This window comes from Acidovorax delafieldii (assembly GCF_007993815.1).
Taxonomy (GTDB): Bacteria; Pseudomonadota; Gammaproteobacteria; order Burkholderiales; family Burkholderiaceae_C; genus Acidovorax; species Acidovorax delafieldii.
Genome location: NZ_VJWE01000019.1, coordinates 153,302 through 174,300, shown reverse-complemented (window position 1 = coordinate 174,300; position 20,999 = coordinate 153,302). Strand labels below are relative to the sequence as shown.

The 20,999-nt window shown below is 66.3% G+C and carries 16 protein-coding genes; 8 read left to right on the top strand and 8 right to left on the bottom strand.

Annotated features, from left to right (window positions below; genetic code table 11):
* Positions 1-92: 92 nt before the first annotated feature.
* The 3 genes from ATF69_RS22790 to ATF69_RS22780 form a co-directional block, all read right to left on the bottom strand.
* A complete protein-coding gene (locus ATF69_RS22790; protein ID WP_146872381.1) occupies positions 93-1,886 on the bottom strand; it encodes a methyl-accepting chemotaxis protein in 1,794 nt (597 codons plus the stop codon).
* Positions 1,887-2,487: 601 nt separating this feature from the next.
* Entirely contained in the window at positions 2,488-4,287 is a 1,800-nt protein-coding gene (locus ATF69_RS22785) for a methyl-accepting chemotaxis protein (protein WP_146872380.1), read from the bottom strand.
* A 43-nt stretch (positions 4,288-4,330) separates the two neighbouring features.
* On the bottom strand, positions 4,331-4,870 hold the full coding sequence (locus ATF69_RS22780) for a chemotaxis protein CheW (RefSeq protein WP_244303797.1): 540 nt from the start codon (positions 4,868-4,870) through the stop codon (positions 4,331-4,333).
* A 274-nt stretch (positions 4,871-5,144) separates the two neighbouring features.
* On the opposite strand from ATF69_RS22780, the gene ATF69_RS22775 reads away from it, so the two are divergent.
* Positions 5,145-5,954: an esterase/lipase family protein gene (locus ATF69_RS22775; RefSeq protein ID WP_146872379.1), complete on the top strand. Its 810-nt coding sequence runs from the start codon at positions 5,145-5,147 to the stop codon at positions 5,952-5,954.
* Positions 5,955-6,143: 189 nt separating this feature from the next.
* Here the strand turns inward: ATF69_RS22775 and ATF69_RS22770 are convergent, their stop codons facing one another.
* Together ATF69_RS22770 and ppa are read right to left on the bottom strand one after the other, a co-directional pair.
* The gene (locus ATF69_RS22770) at positions 6,144-7,979 is read right to left on the bottom strand and encodes a methyl-accepting chemotaxis protein (RefSeq protein ID WP_146872378.1); all 1,836 of its coding nucleotides are present in this window, start codon (positions 7,977-7,979) and stop codon (positions 6,144-6,146) included.
* Between the two features lie 213 nt (positions 7,980-8,192).
* Complete coding sequence (ppa, locus tag ATF69_RS22765; protein WP_056067328.1) at positions 8,193-8,729, bottom strand: inorganic diphosphatase; 537 nt, start codon at positions 8,727-8,729, stop codon at positions 8,193-8,195.
* Between the two features lie 256 nt (positions 8,730-8,985).
* Between ppa and ATF69_RS22760 the strand changes: the two genes are divergently transcribed.
* The gene (locus tag ATF69_RS22760; protein WP_146872377.1) at positions 8,986-11,067 is read left to right on the top strand and encodes a sodium-translocating pyrophosphatase; all 2,082 of its coding nucleotides are present in this window, start codon (positions 8,986-8,988) and stop codon (positions 11,065-11,067) included.
* A gap of 97 nt (positions 11,068-11,164) precedes the next feature.
* Positions 11,165-13,534: a DUF1631 family protein gene (locus ATF69_RS22755; protein ID WP_146872376.1), complete on the top strand. Its 2,370-nt coding sequence runs from the start codon at positions 11,165-11,167 to the stop codon at positions 13,532-13,534.
* Between the two features lie 212 nt (positions 13,535-13,746).
* Here ATF69_RS22755 and ATF69_RS22750 read toward each other — a convergent pair whose 3' ends face one another.
* From ATF69_RS22750 to ATF69_RS22740, 3 genes are read right to left on the bottom strand one after another with little or no spacing between them, the layout of a single operon-like run.
* A complete protein-coding gene (locus tag ATF69_RS22750) occupies positions 13,747-15,189 on the bottom strand; it encodes a sensor histidine kinase (RefSeq protein WP_146872375.1) in 1,443 nt (480 codons plus the stop codon).
* Entirely contained in the window at positions 15,186-15,878 is a 693-nt protein-coding gene (locus ATF69_RS22745) for a response regulator (RefSeq protein WP_099729929.1), read from the bottom strand. The genes ATF69_RS22750 and ATF69_RS22745 overlap by 4 nt, the downstream gene beginning before the upstream one ends.
* 24 nt (positions 15,879-15,902) lie before the next feature.
* Complete coding sequence (locus tag ATF69_RS22740; RefSeq protein WP_146872374.1) at positions 15,903-16,289, bottom strand: PepSY domain-containing protein; 387 nt, start codon at positions 16,287-16,289, stop codon at positions 15,903-15,905.
* A gap of 115 nt (positions 16,290-16,404) precedes the next feature.
* On the opposite strand from ATF69_RS22740, the gene ATF69_RS22735 reads away from it, so the two are divergent.
* From ATF69_RS22735 to ATF69_RS22715, 5 genes are all read left to right on the top strand, one after another.
* Positions 16,405-16,809, top strand: coding sequence for a DUF1924 domain-containing protein (locus ATF69_RS22735; RefSeq protein ID WP_056067786.1), 405 nt, complete (start codon positions 16,405-16,407; stop codon positions 16,807-16,809).
* Between the two features lie 10 nt (positions 16,810-16,819).
* A complete protein-coding gene (locus ATF69_RS22730) occupies positions 16,820-17,344 on the top strand; it encodes a diheme cytochrome c (RefSeq protein ID WP_146872373.1) in 525 nt (174 codons plus the stop codon).
* Between the two features lie 40 nt (positions 17,345-17,384).
* On the top strand, positions 17,385-18,152 hold the full coding sequence (locus tag ATF69_RS22725) for a cytochrome b/b6 domain-containing protein (protein ID WP_146872372.1): 768 nt from the start codon (positions 17,385-17,387) through the stop codon (positions 18,150-18,152).
* A gap of 30 nt (positions 18,153-18,182) precedes the next feature.
* Entirely contained in the window at positions 18,183-18,350 is a 168-nt protein-coding gene (locus ATF69_RS22720; protein WP_099729927.1) for a rubredoxin, read from the top strand.
* A 109-nt stretch (positions 18,351-18,459) separates the two neighbouring features.
* On the top strand, positions 18,460-20,955 hold the full coding sequence (locus ATF69_RS22715) for a cation-translocating P-type ATPase (RefSeq protein WP_146872421.1): 2,496 nt from the start codon (positions 18,460-18,462) through the stop codon (positions 20,953-20,955).
* The last annotated feature ends 44 nt before the right edge of the window (positions 20,956-20,999 follow it).

Genomic DNA, 20,999 nt, shown 5'->3' with positions numbered 1-20,999 from the left:
CGCAGTGCCAAGCACCGAACCAACTTGGGGAAGTCTACGCCCCAAAACGGGGCGTCACGCTTACAAACGGTGCAGGCATGGCCTGCCGTCGGTCAAAAGCTCTCCCAGTCGTCCTCGGCACCGGCAGCCACTGCTTGTGGGGCTGCTTTGGGTGCGGCGCCCGCGGCCTTGGGGGTGGCACTGGCAGCAGGTGCCTTTTTGGCGGCAGGAGCAGAGGGAGAGCGCAAAGCAAGGGTTGCCTTGCTGCCCGCCGCATGGCCACCCATCGCCGCCTTGCGCGTGTCCGCGGCGGGCGCAGGGCGCGGCACCGGGTCCACAGCGCCGCCAGGCTGCGATGCCCGTGCCTGGTCGGCCGTGAGCTTGAACACCGCCACCGCCCCCACCAAGGCCTGGGCCTGGTGGCTCAGGCTGCTGGCAGCAGCCGCCATTTCCTCGACCAGTGCCGCGTTCTGCTGGGTGACCTGGTCCATCTGCGTGACGGCCTCGCCCACCTGCGACACGCCCGTGCTCTGCTCGCTGCTGGCCGCGCTGATCTCGCCCATGATGTCCGTCACGCGGCGAATGGCGCCCACCACCTCGGTCATGGTGATGCCCGCCTTGTCCACCAGCTGGGTGCCCTGCTCGACCCGCTCCCCGCTGGCAGTGATGAGCGATTTGATCTCTTTGGCCGCCTCGGCGCTGCGCTGGGCCAGATTGCGCACCTCGCCCGCCACCACCGCAAAGCCCCGGCCCTGCTCGCCCGCGCGGGCGGCCTCCACGGCCGCGTTCAGCGCCAGGATGTTGGTCTGGAACGCAATGCCGTCAATCACGCTGATGATGTCGGCGATCTTTTTGCTGCTGTCGTTGATGCCCTTCATCGTGGTCACCACCTCGGCCACCACATCGCCGCCCTGCCCCGCCACGGTGGATGCGCTCATCGCCAGCTGGTTGGCCTGGCGCGCGTTGTCGGCGTTTTGCTTGACGGTGGAACTCAGCTCCTCCATCGACGCAGCGGTTTCCTGCAGCGCGCTGGCCTGCTGCTCGGTGCGGATGGACAGGTCGTTGTTGCCCGATGCGATCTCGGCACTGGCCGACGCCACGCCCTGGGCATTGCCACGCACGCCCGACACCACATGCGCCAGGTTGTCCCGCATGGCGGTGAGGCCGCTGAGCAACTGGGCGATCTCGTCCTTGCCCCGCGCGTGGATCGCCACGGTCAGGTCGCCCTGCGCCACCGCGTCGGTGATCTGCACCGCATCGCCCAGCGCGCGCGAAATCTGCCGGATCATGGCGCCGCCCATCAGCACCGCCAGCACGATGCCCGCCACCACGGCCGTGACCGCCAGTGCGCGGATGGTCTGGTAGCTGGCGGCCGCACTGTCGTACTCGGCCTTGGCACGGTCCAGCTGCACCTGCATCAGCTGGCCCAGCACCTCCTGCAATGGGTCGATGGCGGGGTACATCTCCTTGGCCGCAAACGCGGTCAGGGCCGCCACATCGCCCGACTTGAAGTGCCCCGCCAGTACATCGGTGGCCGCATCTGCCTTGGCCTGCAGCGGCTTGAAGCGCTCGACCAACTGCGTTTCCTCCGGCACCAGCTGGGTGGCCAGATAGGCCTTCCAGTTGGCCTCGATGGCCTTGCGCGCATCGGCCACCGACTGCAGGCCCTGTGCGGGTGTCAGCGCGCCATCACGCACCTTGTGGGCCGTGTCCACCACGTTGACCGCATACATGTCCGCCACCACCTTGATCTGCTTGAGCGGCACCACCCGGTCGTCGTATACCGACTTGAGCCCGGCATTGGAATTGCCCATGCCATACAGCCCCGCCACGCCCACCAGCAACACCAGCAGACACAAGGCCGCAAGCAAACCCGCCAGGCGGGTGGAAATCTTGAACTGGTTCATGACAACACTCCTGAGGGAAACAAGCAAACAGGCTGCGCCCGGCTGGCAGCGCACCAGCGGTTGGAAAGGGGCATACGGAGAGCGCGCGGCAGACTCAGGTGTGGCCTGGGCTGCGCCCCGGTTGGCGTCGCAGACCACACGGCAGGCGCACAGCAGCTCGCGCTGGTGATGATGGGGCGGCCACCCATGCACGTGCGCGACGCGTTGAAACCTCGGTCCATTGCAGAACTCCTGTGGAGAACGGCGCCAAAAAAGGAATGTCCACCCACCGACGGGCCGCGCGCCGTGGCGGGCCCGCTCAGCATAGCGCTTTCCGTTACGTTTGCGTACAAATCGCCCGCCAACATTGGCGCGCCGCTGCCCATAACGGCAACTCGCCATCACGCACCTGCAGCAAGCATCGCGCCAGCGGGTGGCAGACCCGCCCCACGCATGCCTTCAGCCATCACCAACAAAGCGCCCGACCACAAAAAAGCACGCAGAAGGTAGCCCCCTCTGCGTGCTTTCTTGCTTTGTTTTTGATAGCTGTCAGCGCATATTCCACCTGCGCTTGCAGCCGTTTTGATCTGATTTCTTCACCCAGGGGCCTGCGCAGCCCTGGTCAGAAGCTCTCCCAGTCGTCGTCGCCTCCCGCGGCCTTGGGTGCCGGGGCCGGGCTGGGCGCTGCGGGCTTGGCGGCGGGTGAGGCTGCCGGGCTGCTGGCCTTGGGCGCTGCCAGGCTGGCGGCGGGTTTGCTGCCGGTCTTGGCGCTTTTGCCCAGGCTGGTGCTGCGGGCCGGGGCTTTGTAGCTGGGTGCTGCAATGGGGGTGCGGGCGGGGGCTGCCGTGTGGCGGCTCTGGCTGTAGCTGCTGTTCGTGCTGCTGGCGTCGAGCTTGAACACGGCCACGGCGTTGACCAGTTCGCCGGCCTGGGCGTTCAGCGCGCTGGCGGCCGCGGCCATTTCTTCCACCAGGGCGGCGTTTTGCTGGGTGGCCTGGTCCATTTGCGTGACGGCTTCTCCCACCTGGCCGACACCTGCGCTTTGTTCGCTGCTGGCGGCGCTGATCTCTCCCATGATGTCGGTCACTCGCCGGATGGCGCTGACGACTTCGGTCATGGTGGCTCCGGCCTTGTCGACCAGGGCGGTGCCTTGTTCCACGCGTTCCACGCTGGCGGTGATGAGGGCTTTGATTTCCTTGGCGGCTTCTGCGCTGCGTCCTGCCAGGTTGCGCACTTCTCCGGCCACCACGGCAAAGCCCCGGCCTTGTTCGCCGGCGCGGGCGGCTTCCACGGCTGCGTTGAGCGCCAGGATGTTGGTCTGGAAGGCGATGCCGTCGATGACGCTGATGATGTCTGCGATCTTGTTGCTGCTGGCGTTGATGCCTTTCATGGTCTCGACCACTTCGGCCACCACGTCTCCGCCTTGCACGGCCACGGTGCTGGCGCTCACGGCCAGCTGGTTGGCGGCGCGCGCGTTGTCGGCGTTCTGGCGCACGGTGGAGCCCAGTTCTTCCATCGAGGCGGCTGTTTCTTCCAGCGCGCTGGCTTGCTGCTCTGTGCGTGCGCTCAGGTCGTTGTTGCCTGAGGCGATCTGTGCGCTCGCCGACGCAACGCCTTCGGCGTTCTGGCGCACCGAGCTGACGGTGTTGACCAGGCTTTGCTGCATGCGCTGCAGGGCGCTGAGCAGGTGGCCGGTTTCGTCCTTGGACTGCACGACGATCTGGCCGCTCAGGTCGCCACCGGCCACGCGGTCGGCTGCTTCCACCGCCTGCGCCAGGGGGCGGGTGATGGAGCGGATGATGGTGATGGCCAGAAAGATGGCGATGGCGATGGCCAGCGCACCCGCGATGAGTACATCGCGCTGCAGCGACACGGCGGCAGCTTCGGCGCGCGCGCCGGCGTCCACAGTTCTCTGCGATTGAAATTCAAACTGTTCGTCTATGGCGGCCATGTAGGCCCGCTGCGCAGGGCGCAGTTGCTCTTCCAGCAGCTTCAGGGCTTCGTCGCGCTGCCCTTGCTGGAGTGCCGCCAGGTATTGATCTCTCAGCTTCAAGAAATCACCGCGCCGCTGCTGCATGCGCGCCATCAGTTCCTTGCCCTTTTCAGAGCTGACCAACGTGTTCAGTGTTTTGTACTGCGCGTCCACATCCGTCGCCGCAGCCGCTATCTGACTTGTCGCCGATTTCACGATCGCATCCGAAGTGAAGATCGCCAGGTTGCGGAGCTGAATCGCCTGCTCGTTCACGCCGTCGTTGAGGGCACCCAGCGCTTTGACGATGGGTATTCGGACATCGATCACGTCTTTGAGCTCCGCGCGCTGGTTGGCTGACCGTACCAGGCCCACAGCCCCCAAAGCGACCAACAGAAGCACCATGACGGCGAATGCCACAGCCAGCCGGGTTGAAATCTTGAGCTGATTCATCCTTTTTCTCCTCTGTGTTGATCTTTTGCAGTTGGGTGGCACATTACCTGTGCACAGCTGATCTCACCAGTCCTATTTCGTCACTGCTGAGCAGTGCCTCGATGTCCATCACGATCAGCATGCGCTCGCCCAGGCTAGCAACGCCAGTGACAAAGGCCGGGTCTACATGGCCCTGCCGCTCGAACTGGGGCGTGGGCTTGATGAGGTCGGGAGTGAGCGAGACCACATCGGCCACCGCATCCACCACCGCGCCAATCACGGTAGAGCCGATGTCCAGAATGATCACCACGGTGAAGTCCGTGTAGCTGGCTTCAGGGCACTGCAGCTTCACCCGCAGATCCAGGATGGGCACGATGCGGCCGCGCAGATCGATCACGCCCTTGATGAAGTCGGGCGATTGCGCCAGGCGCGTGGGTCTCTCGTATGAGCGAATCTCCTGCACGCGCAGAATGTCAATGCCGTACTCTTCCGCACCCAGGCGAAAGGTCAGGAATTCACGAGGGGCTGCGGTAGGGCTTGGGGCCAGCGCGCGGTGCGCAGAGTGGGTGGCGGCAGGCGCAGCGGCGTCGGCAATAGCGGTCATGGCGCGGGCTTTCAGGCGGTTGGAACGGGAGGGTTGCGAACAGCGCCAGAACGCGACGAACGCAAAAGCTATCCAAAGCATAGCAGCGCACGGTTGCAAAATGTGACATTCGCGGGCAATCCCCCCCGCAATCCGAAGGGGACTCCCCCGGCCCGGGCGGGGGCAATTGGAGAGCTTGCTCCATTTCGCGCCCCGCCTTGGTGCGCAAAAACTGCTACCGTCGCACGACCCGCCTGCCTTGCCCGGCAGGCGCCCGTTTTGGAACGACGACTTAATGCCTCTCTTCTCCGACCGCAAATCCGCCGCCCCTGACCACATGCCACCGCCCAGCCTCCCCCTGCTGGCGCTGGAGCTGCGGGCCCCCTGGGAATTTGGCGCCGTGCTGCCCGCATGGCCCGTTCTGCAGCGCGCTCCACTGGGCGATGGCCACACGGTCATCGTGTTTCCGGGCCTGACAGCTGGCGACGCCACCACGCTGCCCCTGCGTCGCTACCTCGAATCACGCAACTACAACACGCTGGGCTGGGGCCAGGGCCTGAACCTGGGGCCGCGCGATGGCGTACTGGAGAACGCCAAGGCCCAGCTGCAGCAAGCGGTGGATGCCAGCGGCAACAAGGTGAGCCTGGTGGGCTGGAGCCTGGGCGGCATCTACGCCCGCGAGCTGGCCAAGGAAATGCCGGACCTAGTGCGCTGCGTGGTGACCCTGGGCACCCCGTTTGCCGGGCCCCACACCTCCACCAACGCCTGGCGCATCTACCAGTTCGCCAGCGGCCGCAGCATCGAGCGCGAAACCGAGAACTACAACCTGCCCGAAGCACCCCCGGTGCCCACCACCAGCATCTACTCCCGCACCGATGGCGTGGTGGCATGGCGTGGCAGCATCCAGGCGCCCGCCGACCACAACCCCCACACCGAGAACATCGAGGTGGTGGCCAGCCACTTTGGCATCGGCCTGAACCCCAGTGCCTGGTGGGCCGTGGCCGACCGTCTGGGCCAGCCGCACGGGCCAGGCGTGGTGTGGCAGCCGTTCCGGCGCCCCCAGTTGCCGGGGCTGCATCTGGTGTACCCCAACCCGCACCGCTGACCTGCACGTGCACGTGCAGCAGCGCATCCGACTACGCCGACGCGAAGCGCCCACCCAAAAAAGCACGCAGAAGGTAGCCCCCTCTGCGTGCTTTTTTGCTTTGTTTTTGATAGCTGTCAGCGCGTGTTCCACCTGCGCTTGCCACCATTTTGATCTGATTTCTTCACTCAGGGGCCTGCGGGGCCCTGGTCAGAAGCTCTCCCAGTCGTCGTCGCCTCCCGCGGCCTTGGGTGCCGGGGCCGGGCTGGGCGCTGCGGGCTTGGCGGCGGGTGAGGCTGCCGGGCTGCTGGCCTTGGGCGCGGCCAGGCTGGCAGCGGGTTTGCTGCCGGTCTTGGTGCTTTTGCCCAGGCTGGTGCTGCGGGCCGGGGCTTTGTGGCTGGGCGCTGCAATGGGGGTGCGGGCGGGGGCTGCCGTCTGGCGGTTCTGGCTGTAGCTGCTGTTCGTGCTGCTGGCGTCGAGCTTGAACACGGCCACGGCGTTGACCAGTTCTCCGGCCTGGGCGTTCAGCGCGCTGGCAGCAGCGGCCATTTCTTCCACCAGGGCGGCGTTTTGCTGGGTGGCCTGGTCCATTTGCGTGACGGCTTCTCCCACCTGGCCGACACCTGCGCTTTGTTCGCTGCTGGCGGCGCTGATCTCTCCCATGATGTCGGTCACTCGCCGGATGGCGCTGACGACTTCGGTCATGGTGGCTCCGGCCTTGTCCACCAGGGCGGTGCCTTGTTCCACGCGTTCCACGCTAGCGGTGATGAGGGCTTTGATTTCCTTGGCGGCTTCTGCGCTGCGTCCTGCCAGGTTGCGCACTTCTCCGGCCACCACGGCAAAGCCCCGGCCTTGTTCGCCGGCGCGGGCGGCTTCCACGGCTGCGTTGAGCGCCAGGATGTTGGTCTGGAAGGCGATGCCGTCGATGACGCTGATGATGTCTGCGATCTTGTTGCTGCTGGCGTTGATGCCTTTCATGGTCTCGACCACTTCGGCCACCACGTCTCCGCCTTGCACGGCCACGGTGCTGGCGCTCACGGCCAGCTGGTTGGCGGCTCGCGCGTTGTCGGCGTTCTGGCGCACGGTCGAGCCCAGTTCTTCCATCGAGGCGGCGGTTTCTTCCAGGGCTGAGGCCTGCTGCTCTGTGCGCGCGCTCAGGTCGTTGTTGCCTGAGGCGATCTGTGCGCTGGCTGACGCTACGCCTTCGGCATTGCTGCGCACGCCCGACACCACACGCGCCAGGTTGGCCCGCATGTCGCCCAGCGCATTCAGCAGCTGGCCCATTTCATCCTTGCCGCCGGGGGGCACCTCGGTCGCCAGGTCGCCATCGGCAATCGCGCGGGCAGCCTGCACCGCATGATGCGCGGGGCGCGTAACGGCGCGGGTGATGGCCACACCCAATACGGCCGCCAACGCCACGCACAGCGCGAGGGTGCCCAGCACCCAGGCGCGTGCCGCGCTGAACACCGTCTTCGCCTCCTCGTTGGCCCGCAAGGCAGCGTCCGCATTGATCTTTTGCAGCTCGCCCAGGGTCTCGGCGGTAGCCACAAAGGCTGACTCCGATTCGCCCGCATACAGCATGCTCAACGCATCTGCCGTGAGTTCCATGGTCTCGGCAGTGCTGAAGTCCACGCCCTTGGCAATGTCCGCCAGCTTGTCCTGCAACGCCACATAGGCCGCCTTGCGCGCCTTGTAGGCGTTGAACACCTCGCGCTCCTTGGGCATGTCGATGAGCGGCTCGTAAATCGCCTCAACTCGGGTCAGGTCCTTGTGGCGCTGCGCGACCTGCTCGGCAAACGCCTTGACCTCGGCAGCGCTGCGCGCCGTGACCATGCCCGCCTCCGCACGGCGCATGCGGTTGAGCAGCACCCGCAGCTCGCCCGTTTGCGTGACGCTGGGCAGCAGGTTGGTGGCGATCTCCTCAGCGTTCGCATGGATGCGGGACATCTGCACCAGCGCAATGGCGCCGAGCAAGGCGGTCAGCAGCACCACCGCCAGGAAACCCGCTGCCAGCTTCACGCCGATGCGCAGATCAGAAATTTTCATGAATCACCTCAAAGTACCTCGTGACACCGGGACCACCCCGGGTGTGTAACCAAATGCAGTCTATCAGCGGGCCTGACCGCACATTGCGCGGCTTTTCCCTACCCCACCGGGGCACCGCCCACAAAAAAGCACGCCATCCATGGCGGATGGCGTGCTTTTATTTTGATAGCAGCTGGCGCAATCGGCACCAGCGCTACCGGCCTATCTGACCTATCAGGCCTGCGACTTCTTGTAGCTGTCGATGCCGTCGGTGATTTCCTTCTTGGCGGCGTCGATGCCTTCCCAGCCCAGCACCTTGACCCACTTGCCCTTTTCCAGGTCCTTGTAGTGCTCAAAGAAGTGGGCGATGGCGTTGCGGCGCATGGCGTTCACATCGTCGATGGTCTTCCAGTGGTCATACATGGGCAGGATCTTGGACGTGGGCACAGCAATCACCTTGCCATCCACACCGGCCTCGTCTTCCATCATCAAGATGCCCAGGGGGCGGCAGGGCACGACCACGCCGGGGAACAGCGGGTAAGGCGTGATCACCAGCACATCGACCGGGTCGCCGTCGCCCGACAGCGTCTGCGGCACATACCCGTAGTTGGTGGGGTAGTGCATGGCGGTGGTCATGAAACGGTCCACAAAAATGGCGCCCGATTCCTTGTCCACTTCGTACTTGATCGGATCGGCGTTCATCGGAATCTCGATGACGACGTTGAAGCTGTCAGGAACGTTCTTGCCTGGGGGGACGTTGTTGAGGGACATGTCTTTGGATAGTGGTTTGTTGACGATAACCCGCGAGGCCTTCGGCACTGATGCAGCGCAACGAAGCGTCGGGATTAACCCTGATTTTAGGCGCACGCCCCTTTCTGCCCGCTTGCAAACCGGCGTTTGCCTGTAAATTGGGCCTGTTGGCCAATCGGCTCCTGCGCGAAACGCATGGGTAGCACGAGGAAGCAACGCAGCGGGGAAGCCACCGATGCGTTGGCCCCCCTCCGTGCAACACACCAAGGAGAATTGAATGGCTGCAAGTTCAGCACTGACATCCCCTCTCATCCTCGCCCTCGTTTGCGGGCTCATTGCGGTGGCCTACGGCATCTGGGCCCGGGGCTGGATCCTTTCCAAAGACCCGGGCAACGCCCGCATGCAGGAGATTGCCGCCGCCATCCAGGCCGGTGCCGCCGCCTACCTGGCCCGCCAGTACAAGACCATTGCCATCGTGGGCGTGGTGCTGGCGGTGCTCATCGGCGTGTTTCTGGACGGCACCACGGCGGTCGGCTTTGTGGTGGGCGCCGTGCTCTCGGGCGCCTGCGGCTTCATCGGCATGAACGTCTCTGTGCGCGCCAATGTGCGCACCGCGCAGGCGGCCACCCAAGGCATTGGCCCCGCGCTGGATGTCGCGTTCCGTGGCGGTGCCATCACCGGCATGCTGGTGGTGGGGCTGGGTCTGCTGGGTGTCACGGGCTTTTACTGGTTCCTGGCGGGCAACGGCAACCACACGCCCACCACCCATCTGGCCACGCTGCTCAACCCGCTGATTGGCTTTGCGTTCGGCTCGTCGCTGATCTCGATCTTTGCGCGCCTGGGCGGTGGCATCTTCACCAAGGGCGCGGACGTGGGCGCCGACCTGGTGGGCAAGGTGGAGGCTGGCATCCCCGAGGATGACCCGCGCAACCCGGCCGTGATCGCCGACAACGTGGGCGACAACGTGGGCGACTGCGCGGGCATGGCGGCCGACCTGTTCGAGACCTACGCGGTGACACTGATCGCCACCATGGTGCTGGGCGCCCTGATGGTGGCCACGGCCCAGGTCAATGCGGTGGTGTACCCGCTGGCGCTGGGGGCGGTGTCCATCGTCGCATCCATCATTGGCTGCTTCTTCGTCAAGGCAACGCCCGGCATGAAGAACGTGATGCCCGCGCTGTACAAGGGTCTGGCGATAGCGGGCGTCCTGTCGCTCATCGCCTTCTATTTCGTCACGCTGTGGATCATGCCGGACAACGCGGTCACGGCCACGGGCACCCAGCTGCGGCTGTTTGGCGCCTGCGCCACCGGCCTCGTGTTGACGGCCGCGCTGGTCTGGATCACCGAGTTCTACACCGGCACGCAGTACTCGCCCGTGCAGCACATTGCCCAGGCGTCCACCACCGGCCACGGCACCAACATCATTGCGGGCCTGGGCGTTTCGATGCGTTCCACGGCCTGGCCCGTGGTGTTTGTGTGCGCGGCCATCATCGTGTCCTATGGCCTGGCTGGCCTGTACGGCATTGCGGTGGCAGCCACGTCGATGCTGAGCATGGCGGGCATTGTGGTGGCGCTGGATGCGTATGGTCCCATCACCGACAACGCGGGTGGCATTGCCGAAATGGCCGAGCTGCCCAGCAGTGTGCGCGACATCACCGACCCGCTGGACGCCGTGGGCAACACCACCAAGGCCGTGACCAAGGGCTACGCCATCGGCTCCGCCGGCCTGGCTGCACTGGTGCTGTTTGCCGACTACACCCACAAGCTGGAGAGCTACGGCAAGGCCATCACCTTTGATCTGTCGGACCCGCTGGTCATCGTAGGCCTGTTCATCGGCGGGCTGATTCCGTACCTGTTCGGCGCCATGGCCATGGAGGCTGTGGGCCGGGCCGCAGGCGCTGTGGTGGTGGAGGTACGCCGCCAGTTCAGCACCATCAAGGGCATCATGGACGGCACGGGCAAGCCCGAATACGGCAAGGCCGTGGACATGCTGACCACCGCCGCCATCAAGGAAATGGTGATCCCCAGCCTGCTGCCGGTGGTGGTTCCCATTGTGGTGGGCCTGCTGCTGGGGCCCAAGGCGCTGGGCGGCTTGCTCATGGGCACCATCGTCACAGGTCTGTTTGTCGCGATCAGCATGTGCACCGGCGGTGGCGCGTGGGACAACGCCAAGAAGTACATCGAAGACGGCCACCACGGCGGCAAGGGCAGCGAGGCGCACAAGGCCGCCGTGACCGGTGACACCGTGGGTGACCCCTACAAGGACACGGCCGGCCCGGCCATCAACCCGCTGATCAAGATCATCAACATCGTGGCACTGCTCATCGTGCCGCTGGTGGTCAAGTTCCACGGCGGGTAAAACCGCCCCACCATCGTCAAAAAGGGGCCTCTGGCCCCTTTTTGACGCGTAACATCGCATCCACTGCAGCAGCCACTGGTATCGCGTTCCACTGAAGATGGCCTTGACACACACCACCCTGCCCGCCCCGGCCCCGACCGACAGCCCCGCTGCGCCCCAGCAGCGCATCGTCCAGATCGCGCTGGCCCAGGCCCGGCCTGTGGTGGAGCGCGTCATTGAGGCCACGCGCGTGTCCCTGCAAGCGCGCCTGGACACTGCCCGTACCCCCGGCGAGCACCATGCGATGCAGGAGGCACGGCAGCAACTGGTGCGGCTGGCATCGGTGATGGCAGATCGCTACCCCGACGCACTGCGCAAGGCGCTGGACCAGGACACGGCACAGGGCGACGACAAGCCCACGCGGTCACTGTTCACCGTGCACTTTGACGACCTCGAACTGATGGACGAGGCGCAGATCAACGACAGCGTGGAGCGCGCACGTGCCCGTCAGGTACTGATCTCTGCAGTGGAAGGTCCGCTGGCGGACCTGGACGCGTTGGTGTGCGCGGCCCAGGGGCTGTCCCGGGTGCAGCCGGAGCACAACCCGCTGCGCCCCGACGTGTTCTTGCAGGCTCTGCAGTCCGTGGTGTCGCAAATGCAGGTCACACCCCAGGTGCGCCACGACTGGGTGGGGCTGATGGCACAGGCATTGGGCGCCGAGCTGCGCAGCCTGTACCTCGCGCAAATCGACCAGCTCAAGCAAAGTGGTGTGAAGCCTGTGGGCTACGCCATGCGGCAGGCCACGGGCGAAGTGGTCTATGTGGCGCCGGCCGACGCCGGGGCGTCCCCCGGTTTTGCAGCCGACAACGACTTGTACGTGTCGTCCACCAGCACGGGCGACCCGTTGCTGACGCTGGACCGCCTGCGCCGCCTGCTGCTGGGCGAGTTCAATGACGCACCCGCCCCTGCGGACATGCACGCCAGCGGCGACAACCCCCAGGAATCTTTCGCAGCCCGGTTTGACCGGGAGTTTGAACATCCGTCACAAGGTTTGCCGCAGATCGACCCACCGGCCACGGATTTCGCGATGACGGTGCCCGCGGCGTTTGAGGCGCTGCAAGAGATGAACCAGGTCGGCCAGATGATGGAGCGCCTGGGTACGCCACGCGCGCCAGCCGGCAACGATGCAGACGGCAGCCCTGCTGCCGCGCAGCGGGCGCAGGCTCAGGGCCTGGGCCAGGCCTTGAGCATGGAGGTGGTGGCGCTGATGGTGGACAACATCGCGCGCGACACCCGGCTGCTGTGGCCGGTGCAACAGTTCATCCGCGCGCTGGAGCCTGCGCTGATGCAGCTGGCATTGGCCGACCCCCGCTTTTTCAGCCACAAGGAGCATGCCGCGCGCCGCCTGCTGCAGGACATCACCGACCGCAGCCAGGCCTTCAACAGCCCCGAAGCCCCTGGTTTTCAGAGCTTCATGCGCTCGCTCATGCACATCGCAGGCCCGCTGGCCACCGCCACCATCGACAGCGCTGATGACTTTGAAAAAGTGCTGCAGCAACTGCACGCCAAATGGGCCGAGAAGGACCAGGCGCTCAAGCAGGAGCGCTTGCGCGCCATCGAGGCCCTGCAGCATGCAGAGCAGCGCCATCTGCTGGCCGCACAGATATCGCGCGAGATCTGGCTGCTGCCCGACATCGGCAAGGTGCCGGACGCCATCTCGCGCTTTTTGCTGGGCGCTTGGGCCCAGGTCATGGCGGAGGCGCGTCTGTCGGACAAATCAGGCACGACCGACCCGGGCCGCTACCAGGAACTGGTGGACGCGCTGATCTGGAGCGTACAACCCGAACTGACGCGCGCCAACACGGGCCAGCTGGCTCGCCTGCTGCCCAAGCTGCTGGCCAAATTGCGCGAAGGTCTTGCGTCCATCGACTACCCAACAGACCGCACGGAGGCTGTTTTTGAGCTGCTGATGCAACTGCACCAGCAGGCCTTCAAACCTGGGCCCAGGGTGGCTGCGCCAGCCCCTGCAGCCGCAGCGACTTTTGCAACGCCCGCGGCAGAGCCGCAACAACCGGCGCCCCTTGATGACGACGACCCCTGGGTTGCGCCCTCCGAAGCGAGGGAGTCCGGCTACATCGATATCTCGCAATCGCCCGAGAGCGAGGGCGCAGACACGGCCCCTGAGGCTGCCCCCAGCAGCGCTGCGCCCCTGCCGCTGCCCGCCGCCACCATCACGGTGGGCACCTGGGTCAATCTGCAGGTGGCGGGCCAGTGGGAGCGCACACAGCTGTCCTGGATCGGCTCGCACGGCAACCTGTTCCTCTTTACCAGCGCCGCTGGCCGCACCCAATCGATGACCCTGCGGCTGCTAGACCGGCTGCTGCAACAGGGAGCGATGCAGGTGCTGGCCGAGCACACCGTGGTGGACAACGCCCTGGACGCCGTCGCTCAGACAGCCATGCAAAACAGTGTGGAAAGCAGGCACTGAAGGCCGCTTGCACAACAAAAGTGGTCAAACACGGCAGACGGTGATACCCTGTCTCCATCACTCCAAGGCTTTGCAGAATTCAGGGGAATTTGTCAGGGCCTTAGCCCGCTTTGGCGGGCTTTTTTAATGGGTTTCCGCTTTGGCGGTTTTTCTCTAGGCGCCCCGCCCAGCGGGACTTTTTTGGCGTGTCGAACAGCCGCAGCCACTGTGGCTCAGTGAGCGCTCGCAGCAGGCAGGGTGAGCGTCGCCCGCAAGCCGCCAAGGCCTGCGGGCTCCAGATCCAGCCGCCCCCCATACAAAGCTGCCAGGTCCTGCACGATGGCCAGGCCCAGTCCCGTGCCGGGCACGGTTTCATCCAGGCGCACGCCGCGTTCCAGCGCCTGATCACGTTGCGCGGCATCAATGCCGGGGCCGTCGTCTTCCACCGCAACCACCAGTTGGGGCTGCGCAGCGCCCGATCCGGCGGGCAGCAGTTGCATCTGCAGCCGCACCGCAGCCTGCGCCCACTTGCAGGCGTTGTCCAGCAGGTTGCCCAGCATTTCCTGCAGGTCCTGCGCCTCGCCCGCAAAGAAAAGCGGCACTGCTGACGGCTCGACACTGATATCGACCAACCGGTCCGCATGCACCTTGTTCATCACGCGCACCAGCCCATCCACTACCGGCTGCAGCGGCGTGCGCTGCCCGGGCAAGCGCGCAGATGCCGACACCCGCGACCGCGCCAGGTGCCAGTCGATGTGCCTGCGGGCCACCACCACCTGCTCTCGCACCAGCGCCGCCAGCTGCGGGTGATCAGTGGGCGGTCGTGTGCAGGCCGCGTTCTCCAGCACCGTGAGGGGCGTCTTGAGCGCATGGGCCAGGTTGCCCGCCTGGGTGCGTGCCCTCTCCACCACCTCGCCATGCCGGCGCAGCACGGCATTAAAGTCGTCGACCAGCGGCTGCACTTCCGCAGGGAAGCTGCCTTGCAATTGCGAAGCCCGCGCTTCTTGCACATCCTGCACCGCGCGCTGTAGCGCCTGCAGGGGCTTAAGCCCCACCGCCACCTGCGCCCAGGCGGCGGCGACCAGCAGCAATAGCAACACCGCCAGCGACAGCCCCAGCACGCCAGTGAACCGGGCCGTGGCTGCCTGCGTGGCCTGCAGGTCGGCGGCCACAATCAAGCGCCAGCGCGCTGCATGCACGCCCTCGGCGCGCACCGTGCGCTCCAGCACCAGCAAAGGCGCGCCCTGCGGGCCTGTCATCTCGTGCACATGCACGGTGCCATCGGCCAACGCATCCACCTGTAGCGCCAGGCTGGTGTCCCACAACGAGCGCGAGCGCAACACCCCAGCCCGCTCCCGCCCGTCGGGCGCCATGGCGTCCACCTGCCAATACAGGCCGGAGTAGGGCTTGAGCCAGCGGGGGTCGGACAGCGCCTCGGCAGCAATCACCGGCTGCCCTTGGGCGTCAAACTCCAGGCGCGCCGTGATCTGGTCCAGCTGCAGCTGCAGTGCAGCCTGAAACTGCTGCTGCACATGCTCGCGGAACAATCCGCTCAGCACCAGCCCAGCCAGCGCCATGGCTACGGCCGCCCCCGCCAGCGTGACGGCCAGCAGCCGCACCCGCAACGACCGGGACCAGTGCACGGCAGGCGCAGGTGGCACAGCTTGCGCGCTCATGGAGGCACCAGGCGGTAGCCCATGCCACGCACGGTTTCGATACGTGCCGAATCCGCCAGGGCAGCCGACGAAGCCGCAGGAGGCAACATCTTCTTGCGCAAGCGCCCCACAAAGACCTCGATGGTGTTGGAGTCCCGATCAAAGTCCTGCGCATAGATGTGTTCGGTCAGCTCCGCGCGTGACACCAGCACGCCAGGCCGGTGCATGAGGTAGTCGAGCACCTTGTACTCATGCGCTGTCAACGTCACCGGCTGGCCCGCACAGGTCACGCGGCCACTGCGTGTGTCCAGCGACCAGTCTCCACACTGCAGCACGGCCGACGCTTGCCCGCTGGCGCGGCGGATGAGTGCGCGAAGGCGCGCCAGCAGTTCTTCAAGGTGAAAGGGCTTGGTCAGGTAGTCGTCGGCACCGGCATCGATGCCTGCGACTTTTTCGTGCCAGTTGTCGCGCGCGGTGAGGATCAGCACCGGCATGTTGCGCCCCTCGGCCCGCCACCGCTTGAGCACCGTGAGCCCGTCCACCACCGGCAGGCCCAGGTCCAGCACCACGGCATCCACTGCCTCGGTGTCGCCCAGAAACTGCGCGTCGCGCCCGTTGTCTGCCTCGTCCACCGTGTAGCCCGCGCCGTGCAGGGCATTGCGCAACTGGGCGCGCAGCAGGGTGTCGTCTTCTACCAGCAGGATGCGCATGGAGGTGTCGCGGTCGGAAGGGTGTTAGCGATTGTCACGGCTTCGCTGCTGATCTTCGCGCGATTCTCGGGATCGCACACGCAGCACCTCCGCCGTGCGCGCATCGAGCTTGACCTTGGTCAACTGCCCGGCAGGCGTCAGCAGCTTGATCTCGTAGATCCAGCGCTCGCGCTCCTGCTCCAGCTCCACTTCCAGCACCTGACCAGGCACCTCGCGCTGCAGGCGATCGAGCACGACGGGCAGTGGTAGCACCTGGCCCGCCTGCACGGCCTGCCGGGCGCGGTCGTGGTCTTCCTTGCCGCTGCCCCACGCGGACGGCACGGCCAGCGCGGCAGCCCACAGCACACACGCCGCCAAGCACATGCACCGGACATGGCGGCCCGCACAAGCAGCGTGGAAGGAGAAAGGCATGGGCGCATTGTCCTGCGCGATATCTGAACGGCCGATGAACAGCCCTTTCACGCGCCGTTCAGGCGGGGATTTCAACAATGGCTGCACAAGCGATGAAACCCACAAGGACCACAGCATGACTTCCCTTCGCACCCTGACTCTGGCCGCGCTCTGTGCACTTGCAGCCACCAGCATCAGCCACGCCGCTGACACCACCGCTGCCCAGCAGCTCGCCCACTGGAGCGCACAGGCCGGCAGCCCAGGCAATGCCGACAAAGGCAAGGTGTTCTTCAACGCACGCCATGGTGGCGAATGGTCTTGCGCATCCTGCCACGGCACACCGCCCACCGCACAGGGCAAACACGCCAGCACCGGCAAGTCGATTGCGCCCCTGGCTCCGGCCTTCAACCCCAAGGCATTCACCGACACCGCCAAGGTGGACAAGTGGTTCCGCCGCAACTGCAACGACGTGGTGAGCCGTGAATGCACAGCGGTGGAAAAAGCCGACGTGTTGGCCTACCTCAACGCCCTCAAGCCCTGAGACCGACACCATGCAAAAACCAGCCCCGTTGCGCCCTGCAGCCCTGGCCGCCGCTGTGTGCGCACTGACCCTGCTGTCACTCTCCAGCGCCCATGCAGACAGCGGGCGCGCCATGCCCCGCAACATGCCCAGTGCCTACACACAGGAATGCGCCGCTTGCCACACCGCCTACCCGCCCGGCCTGCTGCCCGCAGCATCCTGGAACCGCGTGATGACGGGCCTGGACAGGCACTACAGCACCGACGCATCGCTGGACGCCGCCACCGTACGCCAACTCAACCAGTGGCTGCAGGCCCACGCAGGCACCTACAAGCGGGTGAACGAGGAGCCACCCGAGGACCGTATCACCCGCTCGGCCTGGTTTGAACGCAAGCACCGAAAGATCGAACCCACCACCTGGAAGCTCGCCAGCGTGAAAAGCGCTGCCAACTGTGCAGCCTGCCACACGGGCGCGGACAAGGGGCAGTTTGACGAACACAACCTGCGCATGCCGGCGGGGCTGGATGCCCGCTCACGCCGCGCCTGGAACGACTGAGAGCGGTGAATCTGAACTGCGCCCCATCAAGGAAAACACGATGAACAACACACCTACCCTCCATCCCGCCGATGCCTCGGCGCAACCCGCCCCCGCCAGGGCTCCCAGTCGCCGGGTGACCGATGCGCCCACGCGCATGTTCCACTGGCTGTTTGCACTGTGCTTTGCCGGGGCCTACGCCACGGCCGACGGGGAACACTGGCGGCTGCTGCACGTCACGCTGGGCTACACCATGGCGGGGCTGCTGGGCTTTCGGCTGCTGTACGGCATCCTCGGGCCGCGCACCTCGGGCCTGGGCCTGCTGTGGCGCAAGCTGGCGGGGGCGCCCGCATGGCTGCGCTCCCTGCCCCAGGCCCCATCGGTCACGCAAATCAACTGGCGCCAGGGCCAGAACCTGCTGGTGGCGCTGGCCATCGTGTTGCTGCTGGCGCTGGTGGTGCCCCTCACCCTCAGCGGATATGCCACGTACAACGACTGGGGCGCTGCGCTGGGTGGCAACTGGATGGGAGAAGCGATGGAAGAAGTGCATGAGTTCTTCGGCAACGCCCTGCTGTTTGTGGTGCTGGCCCACATTGCGCTGATTGCAGGCTTGAGCGTGCTGCGCCGCAAGAACCAGGCCCTGCCCATGCTCACCGGCCGGGTGGAGGGCAAGGGACCCGACCTGGTCCCCAAGAACCGCACCTGGCTCGCCGCCCTGCTGCTGATCGCAACCCTGGCCTTTGGCGCCTGGCAGTGGCAGCAGTCGCCCAGCGGCTGGGTTGCCAACGGCACATCGACCGAACGCCAACGGCACCACGATGACGACTGACGCACAGCCCCAAACAGAAGGAACCACGCCATGAAAATCTACATGTGTGCCGTTTGCGGCTGGATCTACGACGAGGCTGCCGGCGTGCCCGACCACGGTATCGCGCCCGGCACCCTCTGGGCCAACGTGCCCGACGACTGGCGCTGCCCCGAATGCAATGTCGGCAAGGCCGACTTTGTGATGTGCGAGGTGTCATGAAGGCGGATGGGATGCGGCGCACTGCGCTCCCTCAGGGCTGCTGACACCAGCGCGCGGTATAACTGTTACACCGCTGCGACCCTCCTTGCAACGCAGCGTCACGCCCCACATGCCCACTACCGACTCCCCCACTGGCCTCGACCCGGCACTGGCCGCCCAACGCCTGCGTGAAGAAGGCCCCAACGAACTGGGCATCAGCCAGCGCCGCACGCTGCGCGACATGGCCTGGGATGTGGTCACCGAGCCCATGTTCCTGCTGTTGCTGGGCGCAGGTGCCATCTACCTCGCCATGGGCGACGCGCACGAGGCAATGATCCTGCTGGGCTTCGTGGTGATCATCATGGCGATCACGGTGCTGCAGGAGCGCCGCACCGACAACGCGCTGAACGCCCTGCGCGACCTCTCCAGCCCCCGCGCGCTGGCGTTGCGCGGCGGCACCCTGGTGCGCATTGCAGGCCGCGACGTGGTGCGCGAAGACCTGCTGATGATTGCCGAGGGCGACCGCATCCCCGCCGACGGCACACTGCTGCAAGCCCACGAGCTGGCCGCCAACGAATCGATGCTGACCGGCGAATCTGAGCCCGTGGCCAAACAACCGGCAGACAAGGTGTTTGCAGGCACGCTGGTGGTCAGCGGCCAGGGCCTGCTGCAGGTGTCCGCCGTGGGCCGCCACACGGAGCTGGGGCGCATCGGCCAGTCGCTCGACACCATTGCCCTGCAGGCCTCGCCGCTGCGCGAGGAAATGGCGCGGCTCACGCGCAAGCTGGTGGTCATTGGCCTGTCGCTGTGCGCGCTGCTGGTGGCCCTGTTCTGGGCGCTGCGGGGCGACTGGCTGCAGGCCGTGCTGGCGGGCATCACACTGGCAATGGGGGTGCTGCCGCAAGAGCTGCCCGTGATCATGATCATCTTCCTGGCTCTGGCCGCGCGGAGGCTGGCGGCGCAACAGGTGCTCACGCGGCGGCTCAATGCCATTGAGACGCTGGGGCAAACCACCGTGCTGTGCGTGGACAAGACCGGCACCCTGACGCAGAACCGCATGGCCGTGGCGGCGCTCTGCATTGCGGGGCAGGAGCTGGATGTGCAGAACCTGCCCGCCGCAGCGGATGGCAGCGCGCTGCCCGATGCCTTCCACGAGCTGCTCGAATACGCCGTGCTGGCCAGCGAGATCGAGCCGCACGACCCCATGGAGCAGGCCTTTCACCGCATGGCGGCCGACCACCTGGTGGACACCGAGCACCTGCACCCCGCATGGTCACTGGCGCGCGAGTACGAGCTATCGCCCCAACTGCTGGCCATGAGCCACCTGTGGCGCGACGGCACCTCGGCACACGACACGGTGGCCACCAAGGGCGCGCCCGAAGCCGTGGCCGACCTTTGCCATCTGCCCGACGCCGAGCGCGCCGCCGTCAGCGCCCAGGCCGCACGCCTGGCCGACCGGGGCCTGCGCGTGCTGGGCGTGGCCAAGGCCCGGCACCACACGCAAGACACCTGGCCCGAAGCCCAGCACGACTTTGACTTTGAATGGCTGGGCCTGGTGGCCCTGGCCGACCCGCTGCGCCCCGAGGTGCCCCAGGCCGTAGCGCAGTGCCGCCAGGCGGGCATTCGCGTAGTGATGATCACCGGCGACCACCCCCGCACCGCGCGCGCCATTGCCGCCCAGGCAGGCATCGCCAACGACCGCGTGATCACCGGCGACGAGTTGGTCCACATGCCGCCGCAGGTGCTGGCCGACCAGGTCCGGCAGGTCAGCGTGTTTGCGCGCATCAAGCCACACCAGAAGCTGGCGCTGGTCGAAGCCCTCAAGGCCCAGGGCGAGGTGGTGGCCATGACGGGCGATGGTGTGAACGACGCCCCCGCCCTCAAGGCGGCACACATCGGCATCGCCATGGGCCAGCGCGGCACCGATGTGGCGCGCGAGGCTGCCGCCCTGGTGCTGCTGCACGACGACTTTGCAGCCATCGTGCTGGCGATTCACCGGGGGCGGCAGACCTTTGCCAATCTGCGCCAGGCCATGGTCTACACGCTGGCGGTGCACGTGCCCATCATTGGGCTGGCGCTGCTGCCGGTGCTGTTCGGGCTGCCGCTGGTGCTGGCGCCGCTGCACATCGCGTTTCTGGAGCTGGTCATCGACCCGGCCTGCTCCATCGTGTTCGAGGCCGAAGAAGGCGCTGCCGACCTCATGCAGCAGCCGCCGCGCGCGGCCGACGAACCCCTGCTGTCCGCCCGCCACATCCTGCTGAGCGTGCTGCAGGGCAGCGTGGTGACCGCTGCCGTGGTGGGCCTGTATGCCTGGCTGCTGCGCCAGCCCGCACATGCCGCCACCGCCAGCACGGCCGCGTTTGTGGTGCTGGTGGCCGCCAACGCCGCGCTCATCCTGCCCAGCCGCAGCAGCCAGACGGTGTGGCGCAGCCTGTGGAAGGGACTCACCCCGGTCAGCCTGTGGGTGGCGGGCGGCACGCTGGCCGCGCTGACGGCCATCACCACCGTGCCGTGGCTGGCCAACGCTTTCAGGTTTGTGCCGCTATCGCCCCTGCACTGGTTCATGGCCCTGCTGGCCGGGCTGCTGCTCACGGTGGTGTTTACGGCCAACAAGCGCTGGCTGTAGCCCGCCACAATGGCGCGCCATACTTCTCTCGCCTGATCCCCCCG

What these genes read in the sequence shown, in the direction of transcription:
- ATF69_RS22775 (WP_146872379.1), top strand. Translation starts at nt 5,145, where the DNA reads ATGCCTCTCTTCTCCGACCGCAAATCCGCCGCCCCTGACCACATGCCA.
- ATF69_RS22720 (WP_099729927.1), top strand. Translation starts at nt 18,183, where the DNA reads ATGAAAATCTACATGTGTGCCGTTTGCGGCTGGATCTACGACGAGGCT.
- ATF69_RS22785 (WP_146872380.1), bottom strand. Translation starts at nt 4,287, where the DNA reads ATGAATCAGCTCAAGATTTCAACCCGGCTGGCTGTGGCATTCGCCGTC.
- ATF69_RS22735 (WP_056067786.1), top strand. Translation starts at nt 16,405, where the DNA reads ATGACTTCCCTTCGCACCCTGACTCTGGCCGCGCTCTGTGCACTTGCA.
- ATF69_RS22750 (WP_146872375.1), bottom strand. Translation starts at nt 15,189, where the DNA reads ATGAGCGCGCAAGCTGTGCCACCTGCGCCTGCCGTGCACTGGTCCCGG.
- ATF69_RS22780 (WP_244303797.1), bottom strand. Translation starts at nt 4,870, where the DNA reads ATGACCGCTATTGCCGACGCCGCTGCGCCTGCCGCCACCCACTCTGCG.
- ATF69_RS22770 (WP_146872378.1), bottom strand. Translation starts at nt 7,979, where the DNA reads ATGAAAATTTCTGATCTGCGCATCGGCGTGAAGCTGGCAGCGGGTTTC.
- ATF69_RS22740 (WP_146872374.1), bottom strand. Translation starts at nt 16,289, where the DNA reads ATGCCTTTCTCCTTCCACGCTGCTTGTGCGGGCCGCCATGTCCGGTGC.
- ppa (WP_056067328.1), bottom strand. Translation starts at nt 8,729, where the DNA reads ATGTCCCTCAACAACGTCCCCCCAGGCAAGAACGTTCCTGACAGCTTC.
- ATF69_RS22725 (WP_146872372.1), top strand. Translation starts at nt 17,385, where the DNA reads ATGAACAACACACCTACCCTCCATCCCGCCGATGCCTCGGCGCAACCC.
- ATF69_RS22790 (WP_146872381.1), bottom strand. Translation starts at nt 1,886, where the DNA reads ATGAACCAGTTCAAGATTTCCACCCGCCTGGCGGGTTTGCTTGCGGCC.
- ATF69_RS22760 (WP_146872377.1), top strand. Translation starts at nt 8,986, where the DNA reads ATGGCTGCAAGTTCAGCACTGACATCCCCTCTCATCCTCGCCCTCGTT.
- ATF69_RS22755 (WP_146872376.1), top strand. Translation starts at nt 11,165, where the DNA reads ATGGCCTTGACACACACCACCCTGCCCGCCCCGGCCCCGACCGACAGC.
- ATF69_RS22730 (WP_146872373.1), top strand. Translation starts at nt 16,820, where the DNA reads ATGCAAAAACCAGCCCCGTTGCGCCCTGCAGCCCTGGCCGCCGCTGTG.
- ATF69_RS22715 (WP_146872421.1), top strand. Translation starts at nt 18,460, where the DNA reads ATGCCCACTACCGACTCCCCCACTGGCCTCGACCCGGCACTGGCCGCC.
- ATF69_RS22745 (WP_099729929.1), bottom strand. Translation starts at nt 15,878, where the DNA reads ATGCGCATCCTGCTGGTAGAAGACGACACCCTGCTGCGCGCCCAGTTG.